Annotated in this window: 18 protein-coding genes and 1 riboswitch; of the genes, 16 read left to right on the top strand and 2 right to left on the bottom strand. The window is 56.8% G+C overall.

Translation table 11 applies throughout. From position 1 onward, the window contains the following. Window positions 1-16 precede the first annotated feature (16 nt). The 8 genes from OYT1_RS08410 to OYT1_RS08375 all read left to right on the top strand — a co-directional run bounded on the left by OYT1_RS08410 (window position 17) and on the right by OYT1_RS08375 (window position 6,176). The gene (locus tag OYT1_RS08410) at window positions 17-1,669 is read left to right on the top strand and encodes a ShlB/FhaC/HecB family hemolysin secretion/activation protein (protein WP_062625935.1); all 1,653 of its coding nucleotides are present in this window, start codon (window positions 17-19) and stop codon (window positions 1,667-1,669) included. Between the two features lie 143 nt (window positions 1,670-1,812). Continuing rightward, window positions 1,813-2,070, top strand: coding sequence for a prevent-host-death protein (locus tag OYT1_RS08405; RefSeq protein WP_062625934.1), 258 nt, complete (start codon window positions 1,813-1,815; stop codon window positions 2,068-2,070). Further along, entirely contained in the window at window positions 2,067-2,342 is a 276-nt protein-coding gene (locus OYT1_RS08400) for a type II toxin-antitoxin system RelE/ParE family toxin (protein WP_062625933.1), read from the top strand. Before OYT1_RS08405 ends, OYT1_RS08400 begins: the two co-directional genes overlap by 4 nt. A gap of 518 nt (window positions 2,343-2,860) precedes the next feature. Then, entirely contained in the window at window positions 2,861-3,280 is a 420-nt protein-coding gene (locus tag OYT1_RS08395) for a hypothetical protein (protein WP_062625932.1), read from the top strand. Between the two features lie 363 nt (window positions 3,281-3,643). Continuing rightward, a complete protein-coding gene (locus OYT1_RS08390) occupies window positions 3,644-3,943 on the top strand; it encodes a DnaJ domain-containing protein (RefSeq protein WP_062625931.1) in 300 nt (99 codons plus the stop codon). A 17-nt stretch (window positions 3,944-3,960) separates the two neighbouring features. Next, window positions 3,961-4,482, top strand: coding sequence for a hypothetical protein (locus OYT1_RS08385; protein WP_062625930.1), 522 nt, complete (start codon window positions 3,961-3,963; stop codon window positions 4,480-4,482). Further along, window positions 4,475-5,284 carry a hypothetical protein gene (locus tag OYT1_RS08380; RefSeq protein ID WP_062625929.1) on the top strand — a complete coding sequence of 270 codons (810 nt, stop codon included), beginning with the start codon at window positions 4,475-4,477 and terminating at the stop codon, window positions 5,282-5,284. The genes OYT1_RS08385 and OYT1_RS08380 overlap by 8 nt, the downstream gene beginning before the upstream one ends. A 19-nt stretch (window positions 5,285-5,303) precedes the next feature. Then, complete coding sequence (locus OYT1_RS08375) at window positions 5,304-6,176, top strand: hypothetical protein (protein ID WP_062625928.1); 873 nt, start codon at window positions 5,304-5,306, stop codon at window positions 6,174-6,176. 51 nt (window positions 6,177-6,227) lie between these two features. Here OYT1_RS08375 and OYT1_RS08370 read toward each other — a convergent pair whose 3' ends face one another. Both OYT1_RS08370 and OYT1_RS08365 read right to left on the bottom strand, forming a co-directional pair. After that, on the bottom strand, window positions 6,228-6,830 hold the full coding sequence (locus OYT1_RS08370) for a lipocalin family protein (protein WP_197714075.1): 603 nt from the start codon (window positions 6,828-6,830) through the stop codon (window positions 6,228-6,230). Window positions 6,831-7,107: 277 nt separating this feature from the next. Beyond that, entirely contained in the window at window positions 7,108-9,711 is a 2,604-nt protein-coding gene (locus tag OYT1_RS08365; protein WP_062625927.1) for an Rne/Rng family ribonuclease, read from the bottom strand. 427 nt (window positions 9,712-10,138) lie between these two features. Between OYT1_RS08365 and OYT1_RS08360 the strand changes: the two genes are divergently transcribed. From OYT1_RS08360 to atzF, 8 genes are all read left to right on the top strand, one after another. Continuing rightward, a complete protein-coding gene (locus tag OYT1_RS08360) occupies window positions 10,139-11,077 on the top strand; it encodes an RluA family pseudouridine synthase (protein WP_062625926.1) in 939 nt (312 codons plus the stop codon). A gap of 190 nt (window positions 11,078-11,267) precedes the next feature. Next, a riboswitch (guanidine-I (ykkC/yxkD leader) is annotated at window positions 11,268-11,379 on the top strand. Between the two features lie 54 nt (window positions 11,380-11,433). Then, complete coding sequence (locus OYT1_RS13885) at window positions 11,434-11,655, top strand: hypothetical protein (protein WP_232013150.1); 222 nt, start codon at window positions 11,434-11,436, stop codon at window positions 11,653-11,655. Beyond that, on the top strand, window positions 11,655-12,248 hold the full coding sequence (locus tag OYT1_RS08355) for an ABC transporter permease (protein ID WP_232013149.1): 594 nt from the start codon (window positions 11,655-11,657) through the stop codon (window positions 12,246-12,248). Before OYT1_RS13885 ends, OYT1_RS08355 begins: the two co-directional genes overlap by 1 nt. Window positions 12,249-12,259: 11 nt before the next feature. Further along, window positions 12,260-13,102, top strand: a complete 843-nt coding sequence (locus tag OYT1_RS08350; RefSeq protein ID WP_084611923.1) for an ABC transporter ATP-binding protein — start codon at window positions 12,260-12,262, stop codon at window positions 13,100-13,102. 11 nt (window positions 13,103-13,113) lie between these two features. Further along, on the top strand, window positions 13,114-13,842 hold the full coding sequence (locus tag OYT1_RS08345; protein WP_062625924.1) for an urea amidolyase associated protein UAAP1: 729 nt from the start codon (window positions 13,114-13,116) through the stop codon (window positions 13,840-13,842). Between the two features lie 14 nt (window positions 13,843-13,856). Continuing rightward, the gene (locus OYT1_RS08340) at window positions 13,857-14,507 is read left to right on the top strand and encodes an urea amidolyase associated protein UAAP2 (protein WP_062625923.1); all 651 of its coding nucleotides are present in this window, start codon (window positions 13,857-13,859) and stop codon (window positions 14,505-14,507) included. A gap of 68 nt (window positions 14,508-14,575) precedes the next feature. Next, window positions 14,576-18,196, top strand: coding sequence for an urea carboxylase (uca, locus tag OYT1_RS08335; RefSeq protein ID WP_062625922.1), 3,621 nt, complete (start codon window positions 14,576-14,578; stop codon window positions 18,194-18,196). A 4-nt stretch (window positions 18,197-18,200) separates the two neighbouring features. Further along, window positions 18,201-19,964, top strand: a complete 1,764-nt coding sequence (atzF, locus tag OYT1_RS08330; RefSeq protein ID WP_062625921.1) for an allophanate hydrolase — start codon at window positions 18,201-18,203, stop codon at window positions 19,962-19,964.

The raw sequence follows: 19,964 nt of genomic DNA, 5'->3' as shown, positions 1-19,964 counted from the left end.
GCGGCGGTATTGGCTATTGGCAGCGTGGGCTGTCACCCAGACGGCTTGGGCCGCGCCTGCGATTGATGCGGGCTCATTGCTCCAGCAGATCGAGCGCGACCAACGTGCACCGGTGTTGCCAGCGGAAGACTCCGGCATCGCTCCTCAGCAAGCGCCAGACAGTCGCAGCGAGCAGGATCAAGCGATCCGATTCACCGTCCACCGGATCACCTTGCTTAATGTCAGCGTATTTAGCGAGGACATCCTGCTCAAGATGCTGTCGGACATCTTGGAGCAATCCATTAGCTTGGCTGAACTCAAAGCGCGCACCCAACGCATTACCGACTACTATCATGCTCACGGCTATCCTGCTGCCTACGCCTTCTTGCCTGAACAAACCATCGGCGAGGATGGCAACGTCGAGATCCGCGTGTTGGAAGGCTACTTAGGAGAGCTCCACCTAAACAACACCTCCCGCCTTAAGGAGGTTGCCGCGAAGAAAAGATTGCCTAAGATGACAGCGGGCGACGTGTTGGAGCAGACGCCACTGGAGCGCAGTACCTTACTGCTCAATGACATTCCCGGCGTGATGGCACAAACTGCCTTCAATCCCGGGAAAGACCCCGGCTTCACCGATGTGGACATCACCCTGACTGATCGTCCCATCCTGTCCGCGCAACTCAGCGCCGACAACCAAGGCAATCGCTATACCGGTTACGGCAACCGATTCATGCTCCATCCCGAGATCAACAACCTCACCGGCTATGGAGAAAAGCTCTCGGCTAACCTGCTGTACGGTGGATTCGGCATGCGTTACAACCAAGCCCAGTTCCAACTTCCCACGTACTGGACCGGACAGGGCAGGGTAGGCATCGAGCACAGCGAAATCGAATACCGCCTCGGGCGGGAGTTTGCAGCCTCCGGCTCACAAGGTGCCACACGCACCAATGCCCTGTATGCCAACTATCCGGTGATCCGCAGTGATGCCAAGAACCTCACCTTGGAATATCGTTATCAGGAGAAGATGGTTCGTGACGAGGTGGTGAGCACCGGTGACACCAATCAACGCGGCAGCTTCAGTCACAGCTATACCGCTAACGGTGACTGGCGTGACCGAGCGGTTAATCTGTGGAGCCTAAGCTACACCCAAGGACGACTCGACTTTAACAGTCCGCAACATCGTGCGATGGACGCCGCAAGTGCAAAGACACTGGGGTATTTCAGCAAGATCAACTGGAACTACACACGCCTACAAGGTATTCCAGGCTCGGAACGTACCAGCCTCTTGCTCACGCTCAACGGCCAACTCGACCCAGGTCGTAACCTCGACCCCTCTGAGAAGATGGTCCTCGGCGGTGCGCACGGAGTGCGGGCGTATCCCTCCAGTGAAGCCATGTCCGACAAAGCCCTCCTGGCCACCATCGAACTCAAGCATCAACTCACCCCTAGCACCCAAGCTAGTGTGTTCTATGACTACGGCAATGGCACTCAGAACACCTCACCGTGGCCTGCCGTAAAGAGCACTAACCAGACCGTCATCGGTGGTGCGGGTATTGGACTCCGCTTCCGGTTGGGGGATAGCGGTTACCTCTTCCTGCAAAGTGCATGGCGGACACTACAAACTAAACCGACCTCGGCTAACGATAAGCCCGGTGGGCGCTATTGGGTGGAGGTGGGCTGGGGGTTCTAAGTCAATCCGGTTTAGGCAAGAAAGCAAATGTATTCGGTGGCGCTCCCAGCGACTTGCGCAAGCTTATTGTGAATTGGCTGCTTTACAGTGCGATATAGAGTGTGGTTGAATGCTTTCTCAATCGTATTACCTAGGAGTTGAACATGTCACATATCAGTGCCAATGAATTGAAGACAAAAGGGGTGGCCGCAATCGAAGCCATGCTTGCCTTGCACTCAGAGGCGGTTGTATCAGTACGTGGGAAGGATCGATTTGTGGTGATGGATATCGCCCAATATAATTACCTGCGTGAGTGCGAGTTGGATGCTGCATTGGCGGAAACGCGTGCCGACATCAAAGCTGGGCGTGTTGTAGAAGAGTCGGCTGACGCTCACTTATCAAGGCTGGATAAGTTGGTATGAGTTATGCGTTGGTATTCACCGATGCCTACACCAGACGTGCGGTGCATTGGTTGAAGAAGCACCCTGACTTACGCCAGCAATACCTTAAAACCTTACAACTCCTCGAAGCGAATCCGTTCCACCCGTCACTGCGATTGCATGGATTGAATGGAAAGCTGCAAGGTGTTTATTCTGTTTCTATCAATTTATCGTATCGGATTACGCTGGAATTACTGATTCAGGAGGAGAAAATTATCCCCATCAATGTCGGTGACCACGATGTGGTTTATTAATGGCGAAGGCCTAGGATTCGAATAAATATATTGAATCTTTAGGCCGTGTCGGTTCGCGTCTCAAGTTATTTATGGAAGTGGGATTGCTGCTTCCCAGTGCCCAGATTCATCAGTTCCGGCGCACCAATAAAACAATGGGTTAGATCAGAAATGGTCTAGCCCATTTTCCTTTTGAAGGCGATTGGAAGGAACTCGGCTTTTTCTCGGAACAACATTTCGAGATTGGTATTCGATATCTTGCTCTCATTCGCAATCAAATTCAGCGCATCCATGTAGTGCCTGTCATTGAGCCGCGTGAATGCCACAGAATTCCGCAATGGTTTCCTCACTTACCTCAGACTCTCCTCCGCTTGCTCGCTAAATAGGGGATGTTGCCGTAGGGAATTGTGAGTAAACTTGCGTTCAAGCTTTCAGATGCTTTTAAGAAAGCCTGATGCAGTCCTGACATTTTTCATTAGGCTGCGTCTTAACAGCTGTGAGCGACTTGCTCATCTTAATTATCCCGAAGGAGAATACAAATGAACAAAGTATTGGCAGGTGTCGGTGTGGCAGGCGTACTGTTGGTGGGTGGCATCAATCTGGCTTTGGCCGAGGATGCAAAAAAGGATGCTGCGCCTTCTCCGGCGGTGATTGAGCAGATGGATCTGGCGAATAAACTGATCGCATTGGGTGATGCCCGTAAGGATCCATTGTTGCTGATTGTCGCAGCCAAGTTGCAAAAGAACCTCGGGGCTGAAGCAGCCAGCACTCCTGCACAAAGCGGAGCAACTGATGACGTGCTTGATCGCGCCAAGAAACTGTCAGCCGGTCGCAAGGACTTGGTAGGTATTGCCGATGACGTGGCCGCAGCGAAGAGCAAGTCCGGCGAATACAGAGGCTACACCTCATCTGAGATCAGCCGAGGGTACGGAAGCGGTACCTATTATGTTGGTCATTAACTCGAGTAGGTGCGTTCAACTTTCACTCTAGGCGCTGATTTGCGATATAGGATGGCGTACTGAGCCCTATTCATGCAGTAGGTCGCAGAAGCCACCTCATTGTTGGTTGAGTCGCTTGAGTTGCGAGGTGCTAGTCAGTTTTTGGCTAGCACCTCGCTGTTCTTAGGGGCTAATATTTTCCATTCTCTAGACCTTGAATCGCTGTCGCATGGAGGGTAACTCTCCATGCTTCGAGCCCCTGCAATTTGAGATTTTGTTGCGCGTTGTGCTTCCCAATGGTTACGTGGTGGGATGGGAGCGTTAATACTATCTACACCAGCCGGTGCTAAGTAGGTAAAATGCCGCGCTCGCAGGAGGAACTCATTGGAAAATCCCTACACTATTCTTGGCGTGTCGCCGACAGCCTCCACCGACGACATCAAAAAAGCTTACCGTGCGTTGGCCATGCGCCACCACCCAGACAGGAATCCTAACCCCAACGCTGAAGTCCGTTTCAACGCTATTAAGCGAGCGTATGAGCTACTGTCCGACCCGAAGAAGCGAGCTGAATATAACAGCAGCCTCAATAATCGTATTGTCATTGATCCAGAGAGTGAAGCGCAGAACTTGTGGAAATCACTATTCACGCGCTGTGGAATTCAATTGCAGAATCAAGACCGATAATCAGCCAGAAGAGAGTTATGAAAAGAATCCACCCCGAATTCGCTTATCAATCACGTGAGCTGGGCATCCAGATCGAAGATACGTTGGGCGAGCCGCCTGACCGTAAGAACTATCAGCGCGTTATCAACTCATTGCTCAGTGAATTCGCTAATGGCAGCGAGATTGACGATGTGAATCTGTTGAGCTTTGCTTTGGTTGACCATTTGCAGTTTGATGATGCCGCTGGTTTGTTGCAAGGTGGTCAGCAATACGACGAAGGCGACGCGGCTAAGATCGCGAAGATGGTCTCATGCGCTGACAAGACTGCTGCTGATGCCTTGGCGGCGGTGATTACCTCGAATCCTGAGTTGGCCCGCAAGGCGATCATCACCGCGTTCTTGTTCAAGAATGGTAAGCGCTGGTCAGACGAGGATCACTCTCTTGATGCGTTGAAAGCTGAGGAAGATAAGAACGAGGCCAACGATGAGGATGAAGATCAAATGGCGGCAGGTGAAAATATAGAGCATCTGTTCGATGCGCGCGGAGACGAGAATGCCTGATACGAAGAACCTGCCAGCTATACAACTTCAGATCACCGAACTGGTATTGGCAGGCTCGGCAGACCATGCTGAAGCGGCCATCAACGAGACGGCTGAGAAATTCGGAGACCTTGCTGTCGTCGAGGTGCTCAACACAATGGAGCCGCAAGTAGCCTCACTACACCTTTCCTCCTATGATGGCGGGAAGCTGTCTTTAGCGACGCTGCTCATTCCGGCCAAGGCATGGGCGGAGAGTTTGGCTTATTTTGCTGCCTCTTGGGATGACGATAAGATCGAGGATGAGCCGGAGGCATTGGCTGAATCGCTGTTCGCACACATTCACGGCGTCATATTTTCTAGCGATGACGTAGAGCGACGTGCTGAACTCATCCATGAAGCATTATCGACTGACTGGGGTACAACGGCGTTTGCCGTGTTGTTCTCGACAGCGACCGAGGAATTCATCGAGATTGCCAATGATATCCATAATCTTGGCGTGAGCCGCATCGGCCATACGACTTCGGATCACGACGTTACACCACTTGCGCTAGAGATTGCTCATGCTGATGAGGAGGCATGGGGGCGTGTAGTGTTCGAGCTATTTCCCGACTGGGTACCTAGCGAGACTCAATTAAAGGCTTGGCGTGAGCCGAGTGAGGGTGATGAGGAGGATGAAGACGACGAAGATCGTGGACATGAGTTTGCCATTAGCCGCTCGACCAAACAGTTATTGCAACGTCTGCGCAAACAGGTGCCGAGCAAGTCGCTGAGCACTGCAAAAAAAGGACGCCGCCCAAGTTTGGGTGACGACATATTCTCCTAGTCTGTTGCTGACCAAAATTATGCAAATCGCCCAGTTCGAAAGTCGCCCGCCTCAGTTGGTGCAAGCATTAGAGGTGCTTGCACAACGTGCGGGAAATAGTGATGTGGCTGAGACATTGTTTGATGCGCTTTGCGGCATCACTGTGCTGGTCGCTAAGAAGTTTACCAATGATAGAACCGCCGACGGCCTCCAAGATGCACTCCAACTATCAGTCGGTTGCATCTCGCTTGGGCTTAGCTTAGCCGGCATTTCAGATGGCAAGGATGCAAAGCTTTCATTTCTGCTGCAACACGGCGCGGAGTATGTCTTTCAGATGGGGTTCCGCCACATCAAGGAATTATCCGGCTTGCCTTACGTAGCCTTCATTTCTGATTTCGACAACGACCCGTTCATTCAGCAGCGCAACCTTAAAGATATATTCAAGGAAGTATGCAGCGCCGACCCAGCCTCCAATTGGAACGGTGATACGGTCTTTATGAATGCGATGTTGGAAAGAAAACGCAATAAGCAGCTCATCGACTGTGCGCAATGGCTGCGCAAGCATAACTCGGCTGGGCCGATCATTGACTCTGAACTGGATGCGAATGCAGCTATTGCCATCGCCATCATCTTTGCAATATCCGGTGAAGGGATAATCGTTGCGCGTACTTCACAGCGTGCAATAGAGAGCTTGATCGAAAAGACTCGCGAAGTACGTCCCGATGTAGAGGTGAGCTGGGAAAAGCTTCTTAACAGGGTCCCACCGGAATTTCAGCTTATTCTGCGCGAACGCATGAATGAGCTGAAAGGCACCATAATCAAAAAAATATATTCGAAGATCAAAATCAAGACCGTGCTCACCGAACTGCAAGACTTTTATGCGGGGAATGAGCAGGATATTGAGTACCCATAAGAGCAGATTTAGCACTCTGCAATTCAGCGCTGCTGGTGTCGATACTATTGCTCACTTCGCGCGTACGGCTTCGCAAAGTGGCTGTTTGGCGGATGCGCCACCCGTTTGTATCGTGGTCAAGATGCCACATGTGTCGTAATTCTTTTGTTGTAAGCGACTTTCGATGCCGGCCAAATCAGTTGTTGAAAGTTGCGGTTTGGCAGCAAGTATCCACGCGTATTTTAGAGTGGGATGGCCAACCACCGCATAACGATAGTCCTCTGCCAAATCAATCACCCAATAATCGCCGCCTAACAAATATAGCCATCCAAATAATTTGACGAAAGTTACCTCAAGCTTGGCTTGGCTGACTTTATCCACCACACGCGCCTGACCTCGGGCTATCTTGGTTTCGCCATTAGCGGTAATGCACCGATTGATGACGGAGATATTGCCACCTGCTGCGGCATATTCAGCAGAAACATCTCGTACGCATTGACGTTGGAAATACTGAGGGATGCTGGCAATCTCGTACCACTTGCCCAAATAGCGATTGAGATCGACGTGTGGGACGGTATCGAGTGGTTGTGCCATTACTAGGGGGGGAAGCAGCAAGATGGAAAAAGCGCATTGCTTCAGCACGCGCAGACACTGAGCTGATTTGAATGGAAGCATGAAGTCACCACTGTTTAATGGATGCTGCAAAGCAGCAACGTCGTTTAAGAAAATTGGTGCACTCTACGGCGAATGAAGAGGCTAGAAAATGTAGAGGCTGAGAGCACTCACTGGTTCCTACCTGACCCATTGAATCACAAAGCCCTCATCAAGTGGGGGCTTTGTTAGCAGTCAAAAGAGAGAAGCCCATCGATACTTGATGGGCTTCTCTTAGGCTTTCTAAGCGCTGGCTTGATTAGAGCATTTGCTTAGTTGAGGCCGACGTGATGGCTGCTAGTTACTTAGGCGAGCGGGTTTCCACGAGTTGTAATGGACCGGTTTCCTCGAACACTTCGCGTGGGCGGGAACGACGGCGATTCGCAGCGCGGGGAACGTCCACTGGAGCCGGTTCAACCACGGTAGTACGCTTGATCGGATCGGTTTCGATCTGAATCAGTTCGCTAGCGGGTTGCGCTGGTTTGATAGCCTTTTTCGGAGCAGAAGGTTTCTCAGCAACGGTTTCGGTCTCGACAACGACGGGTGCCTCTACAGCGATGGTAGCTGTTTCGACGACGACCGCTGGCATTGCTTCAGCCGTGCTGGCAACAGCAGTAGTAGGCTGTGCTGAGACTTCGGTAGCCTCAACTATGACGGCACTAACTTCAGCTTTTTGCTCAGTAACTTCTGGTTGAGTCGATACGACTTCCGCCGTTTCAGCAACTGCGACGGCTTCGCTTATGACCGTGCTCTCACCGTTCTCGCCTGTTTGTTGCTCACGACGTTCGCGTTCACGGCGACCACCGCGACGGCCACGACGACGAGCAGCTTCACGGCCGCCGTTCTCGGTGGCTTGCTCGGTACTTGCTTCGGGGCCGGCGGCCACAACGACTTCCTCGGTTACGGCGACAGCTTGTTCTGGCACCGGGCGAGGTTGACGCGGCTCACGTGGCGGACGTGGCTCACGCGGTGGGCGTGGCTCGCGGGCTGGACGTTCGCTGGGGGTTTCAGCAGGCTTGGAAGCTTCCTGACGTGCCGGTTTTTCGGCAGGCTTTTCAGTGCGCTCACCACGAGGTGCATCATCACGGTCACGACGATTGCGGTTGTTGCGACCACGGCCACCGTCGCGATTACCTTCACGCTCGCGGCGTGGCTGGGCGTTGCGCGGTTTCTCTTCGGCTGGTTTTTCTTCTACCGTAGCTTCAGCCTTATCGCCGGTCAGCCAGCCAAACAGCTTGCCAAAGATGGACGATTGCTTGGTCGCGGCAGCCACCGGCGCTACTGGCTCGATATGTACTGGCGCGGGTTGTGCGGGAGTGATGCCTTGCACGGCAGCCTGCGCACGCACGGCCTTGGCCTCCTGCGCGGATTTTACCGAAGACTCTTCTTCCGGTTTTTCCACCAGTTTATAGCTTGCTTGCAGCACATCACCAGTCAGATCGTCCTGGCGCAGACGGGTGACGCTGTAGTGCGGCGTTTCCATGTGCGGGTTGGGAATGAGCGTGACGTTGACGCGCAGGCGCGACTCGATGCGATGGATATCGGCGCGCTTTTCGTTGAGCAAGAACGTGGCGACATCGACCGGAACTTGTACGTGAATGGCGGCGCTGCCGTCCTTCATCGCCTCTTCCTGAATGATGCGCAGGATGTGCAACGCGGATGACTCGGTGCCACGGATGTGGCCGATGCCGTTACAGCGCGGGCAGGGCGTGTAGGATAGCTCGCTCAGGCTGGGTTGCAAGCGCTGACGCGACAGTTCCAACAGGCCGAAACGTGAGATCTTGCCGGTCTGGACGCGGGCACGGTCGTAACGCAGCGCATCGCGCAAACGGTTCTCGACTTCGCGCTGGTTCTTGCTCGATTCCATGTCGATGAAATCGATCACGATCAGGCCGCCCAAGTCGCGCAGACGCAATTGACGTGCGATCTCGTCAGCCGCTTCCAGATTGGTATTGGTCGCGGTGGTCTCGATATCGCTGCCACGTGTAGCACGCGCCGAGTTGATGTCGATGGCCGTCAACGCTTCGGTGTGGTCGATCACGATGGCGCCGCCGGACGGCAGGTTGACCTGACGGGCGTGTGCGGACTCGATCTGGTGTTCGATCTGGAAACGTGAGAACAGTGGCACGTCATCGTGATAGCGCTTGATGCGGTTCACGTTGGCTGGCATCACTGTGCCCATGAAAGCTTGTGCTTGCTGGAAGATGTCGTCGGTATCGATCAGAATCTCACCGATCTCGGGGTGGAAGTAATCGCGGATGGCGCGAACTACCAAGCTGCTTTCTAGATAGATCAGTGAGGGTGCTTTCTCACTGTTGGCGGCGCCTTCGATGGCATCCCACAGCTGCTTGAGGTAGTTCAAGTCCCACTGGAGTTCCTCTTCGTTGCGACCGATACCTGCGGTGCGAGCGATGATACTCATGCCTTGCGGCACTTCGAGGTGGCTCAAAACTTCGCGCAGCTCGTTGCGGTCTTCGCCTTCGACTCGGCGTGAAACGCCGCCGCCGCTGGGGTTGTTCGGCATCAACACGATATATCGGCCGGCTAGGCTGATGTAGGTGGTTAGTGCCGCACCCTTGTTGCCGCGCTCGTCCTTTTCTACTTGAACCAGTAACTCCTGGCCTTCTTTCAGTGCTTCTTTGATGGAAGGTCGCCCAGTGACACCAGGTTGATAGAATTGAGGAGCGACTTCCTTGAAGGGGAGAAAGCCGTGGCGGGTGCCGCCGTATTCGACGAAACAGGCTTCTAGGCTAGGCTCGATGCGAGTGATCGTGGCTTTGTAGATATTGCTTTTGCGTTGCTCTTTACCGGCAGTTTCAATGTCGAGATCGATCAGCTTCTGACCGTCAACAATGGCGACACGGAGTTCTTCCGGCTGTGTCGCATTGAACAGCATACGTTTCATTTTTATTCTCTCCCGCGCTCTGACACGGGCAGGACACTGCTACACGCGGTTAACCGCGCGCCAGAAAATCTTTATTGCTATCAGCAAGTTGTAATGTGGGCCGAAGGCGGTTCAAATCTGGAGCTCTGAGTAGTTATGTCAAAACTGATGTCGCGATTATGTGTGCGACATCACTAAAATTCCGCAGTGCTTTGAGCGCGTAAATCAATTACCATCACTGCTTTTACGGGAAGCTGCCGACTTGCTCCACTGCGGAGCACGCCAAGAGATGGTTCCATCGGGGCGTTTCATCGGGGGCTTACCATCCGGTGAGAGACATTAACCGGGGGCGCGGGAGCGAAGGCAACGTGTTGCCGGGTCATCGGGACGGAGGTTGCGCCTCTCGTCTCGTGCCGCTACCGTAACGCGAGCCGCGAGTATATTCAATATGAACCAGTTAAGCAAAGAATCTGTCACCTTCGTTGAAGTCGATGAAGGCGGGGCGGGGCAACGTATCGACAACTTCCTGATCCGCCATCTCAAGGGCGTGCCGAAGAGTCATATCTATCGCATTCTGCGAGGCGAAGTTCGCGTCAATAAGAAGCGTATAGATCAGACTTATCGGCTGCAACTCGGCGACTTGCTGCGCATTCCGCCGGTGCGCGTGGCTGCGCGTGCGGAGGTCGAGGCCTTCGTGCCATCCAATGAATTTCCCATCGTGTTCGAGGATGACGCGCTGCTGGTCATCGACAAGCCTGCCGGTACTGCGGTGCATGGTGGCAGTGGAGTCAGCTTCGGTGTCATCGAGCAACTGCGTCGTGCTAGGCCGGAAGCAAAATTTCTGGAGTTGGTACACCGATTGGATCGAGAGACCTCTGGCGTGTTGCTCATCGCCAAGAAGCGTTCCGCGCTGACCGCGATGCACGAGATCATGCGAGAGGGCAATAGCGACAAGCGCTATTTGACTCTGGTCGTGGGCGACTGGAAGAACGCACGCCAGCACGTCAAACTGCCGCTGTACAAATTTGATACGCCACAAGGCGAGAAGCGCGTGATGGTGCGCGAGGATGGCCAGCAGGCGCATACCGTGTTCAACCTCAAGCAATCATTCGGCGATTACACCTTACTTGAAGCTGAGCTCAAGACTGGTCGTACTCATCAGATTCGTGTCCACCTTTCTCATCTAGGTTACCCCATCGCAGGAGATGACAAATACGGTGACTTTGCTCTGAACAAGACACTGATGAAGCAAGGCTTGAAACGCATGTTCCTACACGCCCACTCGATCAGTTTTAACCACCCTCTGAGCGGCGAGCCGCTGACCATCGTCGCTCCGTTGGCAAAAGAGTTAGTGAGTTTTGTGGAAAAGTTGAGCCGAACAGTTTGAGTGGGTGGGTTCAGCCGTAGATTTGATGCGAGCGCTTCGCCCTAGTGCATCCAAGTGTTTTGATGCACTAGTTGAGGGCGATCAATGGGCTTCATTGATGTAGATTTCTATAAGTTGGCAAGCTTTTAGGGCTTGGCACACTTGATGCTTTGAATTGTAGCGAGGGAGCTCAATCGTGAAGGTTGGCTACTTGCAGAAGAACTAGGGTTCCGATCATTGGATGCGCTCCAATGGTGTCTGGTCCGAGAGTTCTCGGTCTTGTCGGAGACAAGGCTCCACGGAGGGATAAAAGCCCGGGAGGATGTGACCACGTTTGTTGGCACCCTCTCGGGCTTTGTTATTTTCAGGAGTTTGTCATGTCGTCATGTCACAGAATCATTGCTGGGTGGTGCGGTCTCTGGGTGATACGCGGCCAGTTGAGTCGTCGTGCGTATTTGTTGTTTGCTCTACTTGGAATGTTGTTGCCGCTGGCTGCGTGGTGGTGGGTGTCCGCCAGTGGTTGGATGGACAAGGTGTTCATGCCGGGGCCGGCTGAGGTCCTGTCTCGGCCTATACTTGGTTCAAAGATGACGATCTGATGCGCGACATTTGGATCAGTACTTATCGAGTCATTACTGGCTTTGCGCTATCCGCTGTGTTCGCTCTCCCGCTGGGACTGATGATAGGTACCTACCGCCCCGTGCAAGCCATGCTGGAGCCGTTAACGGATTTCATTCGCTATATGCCTGCCGTCGCGTTCATCCCCTTGGTCATGTTATGGGTGGGCATCGACGAGAGCTCCAAGATTGCCATCATCTTCATCGGCACCTTCTTCCAGATGGTGTTGATGGTGGCGGAAGACGTGCGCCGAGTGCCCATCACCCAGATCGAAGCCGCGCAGACCATGGGGGCGAACCGCAGCGAGATCGTATCTCTGGTGATCGTGCAATCGGCCAAACCTGCCTTGCTTGATACCTTACGGGTGACGATGGGTTGGGCATGGACTTATCTCGTGGTGGCCGAACTAGTCGCTGCCAATTCCGGCCTCGGCTACTCCATCCTGCGTGCGCAGCGCTTTATGCAAACCGACAAGATCTTTGCCGGGATCATTTTGATCGGATTGATAGGCTTAGCGATCGATCAGTTGTTCCGCTGGCTACATCGTAAGAGCTTTCCTTGGATGTATAAATAATGGAGCCGACCATGGATACCAAAATCAGTATAGACGCGGCCAATAAGACTTTTGGCGACGGTGAGCGCCAGATCGTTGCATTGCAAGGTGTGGACTTGGATATTGGCAGTAATGAGTTTGTCACGTTCGTCGGTGCTTCGGGCTGTGGTAAGTCAACGCTATTGCGCTGCATCGGTGGGTTAGAGACGCTCACGTCCGGCAGTATCACGGTCGATGGTTCAGCCATCAGCGGCCCGAGTGTCGATCGTGCCATGGTGTTCCAACATTACAGCCTCTACCCGTGGCTTACGGTGATGGAGAACATTAAATTCAGTCGCTTATTGCAAGTGCATCGCACGGACATCACGTCGGCTGATGTCGAAGTTGCATCAGGGCGGGCGGATGCCTTGCTCGATCTGATGGGGCTGACCCATGTGCGCGATGCCTACCCCAATCAACTCTCCGGTGGCATGCAACAGCGCGTCGCCATCGCGCGCGCATTGTTGCCACGTCCGCAGATATTGCTGATGGATGAACCGTTCGGTGCGCTGGATGCGCAGACGCGCGAAGTGATGCACGACCTCATCCTGCATGTCTCGAAACTCGAAAAGACCACCATCGTATTTGTGACACACGATGTGGAAGAAGCCATCTACCTAGGACAGCGTGTGGTGGTGATGGCGCCGCGTCCTGGTCGTATCGACAGCATCTACCCAGTGGAATTGCCTGCTAAGCGCGATCAGGACATGAAGCTATCGACCGAGTTCATGCAGCAGAAGAAGGCGATTCTGCATCGTATCCGCGAGACCGCCGGCATGCGCACCGATTACGAGCTGCTGGAGCGCATGACCCGGCAAGCCGAACAACAGCAATAAGGAGCAGCTACATGACCGAACCGTTATCCCCAACCAACCTGCTGTGGGAAGAGACCCTCCCCGGCGGTGCGCACTGGTCCTTCGTGATGAAGCGCGGCACTGCCCTGCGCCTCACCGATGTGGAAGGCGGCGCCAACCTGAGCTCACTGTTCTACTACCAGGAAGAAAAGCTGGAACGCTACAACATGCCGGACACGCTGAAGGCTCAGCACACCGCGCATCTCACCACCGGCTTCGTGCTGTATTCCGACATGGGGCGCGTGCTGGCCTCGGTCATCGGCGACAGCGTGGGCTGGCACGACACCATCAGCGGTATGAGCAACGCGGCGCTGGTCGAGAAGAAATACGGCAAGGCAGACTATCAGCAGGCGCGCAACGCCATGCACCGCAACGCGCGCGACAGCATGCTGATCGAACTGGGTAAGTGGGGACTGGGCAAGCGCGACATCGTGCCCAACGTGAATCTGTTCAGCAAAGTCAGCGCCGATGAAACCGGTGCCCTGCACTACGCGGCCCAGCATTCCAAGGCGGGTGACTACGTCGAATTGCGTTTCGAGATGAATGTGCTGGTGGTGCTGTCGGCCACCCAGCATCCGCTGGACCCGAATCTCGAGTACGTCCCCAAGCCGCTACTGCTGCAGGCATGGCGCTGCGGCACACCGGACGAACAAGACCTTTGCCGCAACTTCCGACCCGAGAACGTGCGCGGCTTCTACAACACTGAGCTGCTATTCCGCTGAGCGCAGGAGAGAACATGACTATCGTTGAAAGCAATCTGAATCCGCAACACGCCAGCTACGACTGCGTGTTGCCCGCTGGTGAATCTTGGCTGCATGAAGTGAAGTGTGGACAAGTGTTCCGCATCCTCGATCTGGAAGGAAACCAGGCCGTGGATACCTTGTTCTACAACGCACGTGATCCGGAAGAACGTTACAGCGCGGTGGATACCATCCGCGAACAGGGCAACCTCTATCTGACCGCCGGCACGAAGTTGTTGTCCAGCGAGGGCAATGTGCTGATGACCATCGTCGCCGACACCTGCGGGCGTCACGACACGCTGGGGGGGGCCTGTGCTGCCGAGAGCAATTCCGTGCGTTATGCCATCGACAAGAAATACATGCACAGTTGCCGCGACAGTTTTTTGCACGCGCTGGGGCATTGCGACTGCGGTATGGACAAGCGCGACCTCACCGCCAATGTGAACTTCTTCATGAACGTACCGGTGACCCCGCAAGGCGAGCTGACCTTCGCCGACGGCATCTCCGCCCCCGGCAAATACGTGGAGATGCGTGCCGAGATGGATGTGTTCGTGCTGATCTCCAACTGCCCGCAACTGAACAACCCCTGCAACGCCTACAACCCGACGCCGGTGCAGTTGCTCATTTGGGATGCCGTCGCGCAATGACACCACGCATCCGGACGACCGGATGACTGACCAACACGCAGGACGACCTGCGACTCGGAAGAAGAGCCATGTTCGATAAAGTATTGATAGCCAACCGCGGCGCGATTGCCTGCCGCATCATCCGCACCCTGAAGAAGATGGGTGTCCGTTCCGTGGCGGTGTACTCGGAAGCCGACACCCGTTCGCTGCATGTGCAGATGGCGGACGAAGCCGTATGCATCGGTGCCGCCGCTGCGGCCGAGAGTTATCTGCGCGGCGACCACATCCTAGAAGTCGCACGTAAGTTGGGTGTGCAGGCTATCCATCCTGGATACGGGTTCCTTTCTGAGAACGCGGCTTTCGCCGAGCAATGCGCGGAAGCGGGCGTGGTATTCATCGGCCCCACACCGGATCAGATGCGTCGCTTTGGACTCAAGCACACCGCGCGCGAACTGGCCGAGCAGAACGGCGTGCCGCTGCTGCCCGGCAGTGGGCTGCTGGGCGATGTCGGCCATGCACATGCCGAAGCATCACGCATCGGTTATCCGGTGATGATCAAGAGCACGGCCGGCGGCGGCGGCATCGGCATGCGCTTGTGCTGGAGCGCGGACGAACTGAACGAGGCGTTCCTGTCGGTGGAACATCTGGCGCGCGCCAACTTCAAGGACGCGGGCATCTATCTGGAGAAGTACGTCGAGCATGCGCGCCACATCGAGGTGCAGTTGTTCGGTGACGGTAAGGGCAACGTGATCGCACTGGGCGAGCGCGACTGCTCGGTGCAGCGCCGCAACCAGAAAGTGATCGAAGAGACCCCCGCGCCCAACATCACTCCGGAAGTCAGACAGCATCTGCTGGATACTGCCGTGCGTTTGGGGAAAGCCGTCGGCTACCAGTCGGCAGGTACGGTGGAGTTCGTGTTCGATGCACTCAGCGGCGAGTTCTACTTCCTCGAAGTGAACACGCGATTGCAGGTCGAACACGGCGTCACCGAAGAAGTGACCGGCGTCGATCTGGTCGAGTGGATGGTGTTGCAGGCCGCCGGTGAATTGCCCGCGCTGGAGAGCATCGATATCAAGCCAAAGGGTGCCTCCATCCAGGTGCGCCTGTATGCGGAAGACCCCAACAAGAATTTCCAACCATCCAGCGGTGTGCTGAGCGGCGTCGAATTCTCTGTGCAGGCGCGCAACGAGACCTGGGTGGAGCGCGGCAGCGAAGTGCCGCCCTACTACGACCCGATGATCGCCAAGATCATCGTCAAGGCGATGAACCGCGAGTCCGCGCTGGAGAAGATGAGCGCGGCGCTGGCCGAGACGCGGGTGGACGGCATCGAGACCAACCTCGATTACCTGCGCCAGATCGTGGCCGACCATGTGTTCGCGGAAGGTCGGCAAACCACGCGCTACCTGAACGGTTTCCACTATCAGCCGCACACCCTCGACGTGCTGGAACCCGGCGTGCAGAGCAGCATCCAGGACTATCCCGGCCGACTCGGTTACTGGAACATCGGCGTGCCGCCTTCCGGCCCGATGGATGCGCTGGCGTTCCGTCTGGGCAACCAGTTGGTGGGCAACGCCGCCGAGGCTGCCGGACTGGAACTGACCGTGTCCGGCCCAACGCTGAAGTTCAACAGCGACACGGTCATCGCGCTGACCGGCGCGGCGATGAAAGCCGAACTGGATGGCGAGCCGCTGGCGTTCTGGTGCAGCCATGCGGTGAAGGCAGGCAGCGTGCTGGGCCTCGGCGCGGTGCAGGGCGGCGGTTGCCGCAGCTATCTCGCGGTGGCGGGCGGATTCGATGTGCCCGACTATCTGGGCAGCAGGTCCACCTTCACACTGGGTCAGTTCGGCGGCCACGGCGGGCGCACCTTGCGTGTCGGCGACGTGCTGCATCTGGGCGCCCTGTCTGAATCGTATGTCGCGCGTGCGCTGCCGTCCGACCTGCTGCCGAGCTACAGCAAGCAATGGGAGATCGGTGTGTTGTACGGCCCGCACGGCGCGCCGGATTTCTTCACCCCGGCCGATATAGAGACCTTCTTCGCCACCGACTGGGAAGTGCACTACAACTCCAGCCGCACCGGCGTGCGTCTGATCGGTCCCAAGCCGGAGTGGGCGCGGCAGGACGGCGGCGAGGCCGGGCTGCACCCATCCAACATCCACGACAACGCCTATGCCATCGGTGCGGTGGATTTCACCGGCGACATGCCGGTGATCCTCGGCCCGGACGGCCCTAGCCTCGGCGGCTTTGTGTGCCCGGTCACCATCGTTCACGCCGAGCTGTGGAAGATGGGCCAGTTGCGTCCGGGCGATACGGTGCGCTTCCGTTTCATGTCGCTGGAGCAGGCCAACCATCTGGAGCAATTGCAGGACGCGACCATCGCTCAACTGAAATTACCGCAGAAGCAGGACGCTTACCCGGCTGCACAAAAGATGGGCAGCCCCATCGTGCATACCATCCCGGCCAAGGGCGAACAGGTGCAGGTGGTGTATCGCCAATCCGGCGACCGCAATCTGCTGATCGAATACGGCCCGCTGGTGCTCGACCTCAACCTGCGCTTCCGTGTGCATGCGCTGATGGAATGGGTGCAGGGTGCAGTGGCCGACGGCAGCTTGCCCGGCATCCTCGACCTGACACCGGGCATCCGCTCGCTGCAGATCCATTTCGACAGCCGTGTGCTGGCGCGCGAGGCACTGGTGAAAATGCTGGTCAAGGCGGAGAAGAAGTTGCCGCCGATAGACGACATGCGCGTGCCGACGCGCATCGTGCATCTGCCGCTGTCGTGGGACGATCCTTCCACCAAGCTGGCCATCGAGAAATACATGCAGTCGGTGCGCAAGGATGCGCCCTGGTGCCCGAGCAACATCGAGTTCATCCGCCGCATCAACGGCATCGCCGACATCGAGCAGGTGAAGCGCATCGTGTTCGAGGCGAGCTATCTGGTGATGGGGCTGGGCGACGTGTACCTCGGTGCGCCGGTCGCTACGCCGCTCGATCCGCGCCATCGTCTGGTCACCACCAAATACAACCCGGCACGCACCTGGACGCCGGAGAACGCGGTCGGCATCGGCGGTGCTTACATGTGCGTGTACGGCATGGAAGGCCCCGGCGGTTATCAGTTCGTCGGCCGCACCGTGCAGATGTGGAACCGTTACAAGCAGACGGCCGACTTCAAGGAAGGCAAGCCCTGGCTGCTGCGCTTCTTCGACCAGATCCGCTTCTATCCGGTGTCGGAACAGGAACTTCTGAAGATGCGCGAAGACTTCGTGGCCGGCCGCTTCCAGCTCAAGGTCGAAGAGAGCACCTTCAGCCTGAAGGACTACAACCAGTATCTGCAAGACAACGACCGCGAGATCAGCGCGTTCCGCGACACGCAACGCGCCGCGTTCGCGGCCGAGCGCGAGATGTGGAAAGCCAACGGTCAGGCCGAATACGCCAGCGACAGCAGCGTGGCGGAAGCGGGCACAGACAGTGAACTCGACCTGCCGCCGGGCAGCCGTGCCGTCGCCGCGCATGTGGCCGGCAACGTGTGGGCGATCCCGGCCGGAGTGGGCAGCAAGGTGAAGGCGGGCGACACGCTGGTGGTGATCGAGTCGATGAAGATGGAGATCGCCGTGGTTGCGCCGTGTGACGGTGAAGTGATCCAGATGAGCTGCCGCACCGGCGGTCAGGTCGCGTCGGGGCAGGACTTGCTGGTCATCCAGGGCGAGGTGTGACGATATGAAACTCGATCTGAATATTGAGGGCCTGCGCCGCCGATATCTGGCGGGCGAGATCCATCCGCGTCAGGTGATGCAGGACATCGTCGCACGCATCGGCGACGATCAGCACCATGTGTGGATACATCGCTTGCCGCTGGAAGAGATAGAAAAGTATGTGTCCGCACTGGCGGATAAGGACCCCGCAGCACTGCCGCTGTACGGCATCCCGTTCGCGATCAAGGACAACATCGATCTGGCCGGTGCGCCGACCACGGCCGGTTGCGCCGAGTATGCCTACCATCCGCAACGGCATGCCACGGTGGTGCGGCTGCTCATCGACGCGGGCGCGATCCCAATCGGCAAGACCAACCTCGACCAGTTCGCCACCGGCCTGAATGGCACGCGTTCGCCCTATGGCGCATGCCGCAATGCCTACGATTCCGATTACATCTCGGGCGGCTCCAGCGCCGGTTCGGCGGTGGCCGTCGCTTTGGGGTTGGCCAGCTTCAGTCTGGGCACCGACACCGCCGGCTCCGGTCGCGTGCCGGCAGCGTTCAACAATCTGGTCGGCGTGAAGCCCACGCGCGGCTGGCTCTCCACGCGCGGCGTGGTACCGGCCTGCCGCTCGCTGGATTGCGTGTCCATCTTCGCGCTGAACACGGCGGATGCCGCCACGGTGTTGTCGGTCGCCACCGCACTGGACGAGCAGGAAGCGTATTCACGGCAGGCGCTCGCGCATGGTTTCGATTTCGGTCGTGCCGAGCGTTTCCGCTTCGGCGTACCACGCGCGGACCAGTTGCAGTTCTTTGGCAATCAGGACGCGGCGGCGCTATTCCAGAAAAGCTGCGAGGAGCTGGAAGCCATCGGCGGGCAGAAGGTCGAGATCGACTTCCTGCCCTTCCTCAAATCGGCGCGGCTGTTGTACGAAGGCCCCTGGGTGGCGGAACGTTACGCCGCCATCCGCGAGTTCTTCGAGGCAAAGCAAGATGTCATCAATCCCGTGGTGCGCGAGATCATCGCGGGCGCAAAGAAATTTTCCGCCGCCGACGCCTTCGACGGCATGTACAAGCTTGAAGCCTTGCGCGCAGAAGCCGCATTGACATGGGGCAAGATCGACTGTCTGGTGACGCCGACCGCCGGCACCATCTACCGCATCGCCGAGATGGAAGCCGACCCGATCAAGCTGAATGCCAATCTGGGCTACTACACCAATTTCATGAATCTGCTGGACTGCGCGGCGCTCGCGATACCGGCCGGTTTCCAGCAGGACGGTCTGCCGTTCGGCATCACGCTGGTCGCGCCCGCGCATCAGGATGTGCCGCTGCTGCATCTAGCGGAACGTCTGAACCACAACGCAAATCCAGATCTGCCGATGCCACAGGCGCAAGGAGGCCGCGTGCGTGTCGCAGTCTGCGGTGCACACCTCGAAGGTCTGCCACTCAACCATCAGCTCACCAGTCGCGGCGCGCATCTGGTCGCGCGTACGCACAGCAGCCCGGATTACAAACTGTACGCCCTGCCCGGCGACCCGCCTTATCGGCCCGGCATGGTGCGCGTTGCACAGGGCGGCGATGCCATCGAAGTGGAAGTGTGGGAGATGGCAGCGCGTGAGTTCGGTCCTTTCGTTGCGGGCATCCCTGCGCCGCTGGGCATCGGCATGCTGACGCTGGCTAACGGCGAAACAGTGCAGGGCTTCGTGTGCGAGCAGTGCGCGGCCATCGATGCCGAAGACATCACGCGTTACGGCGGCTGGCGCGCGTATCTGGCACAGCGCGGAGCCTGA

Origin of the sequence: Ferriphaselus amnicola (assembly GCF_000974685.2) — a bacterium.
Lineage (GTDB): Bacteria > Pseudomonadota > Gammaproteobacteria > Burkholderiales > Gallionellaceae > Ferriphaselus > Ferriphaselus amnicola.
This window is presented reverse-complemented; position numbering and strand designations above follow the sequence as displayed.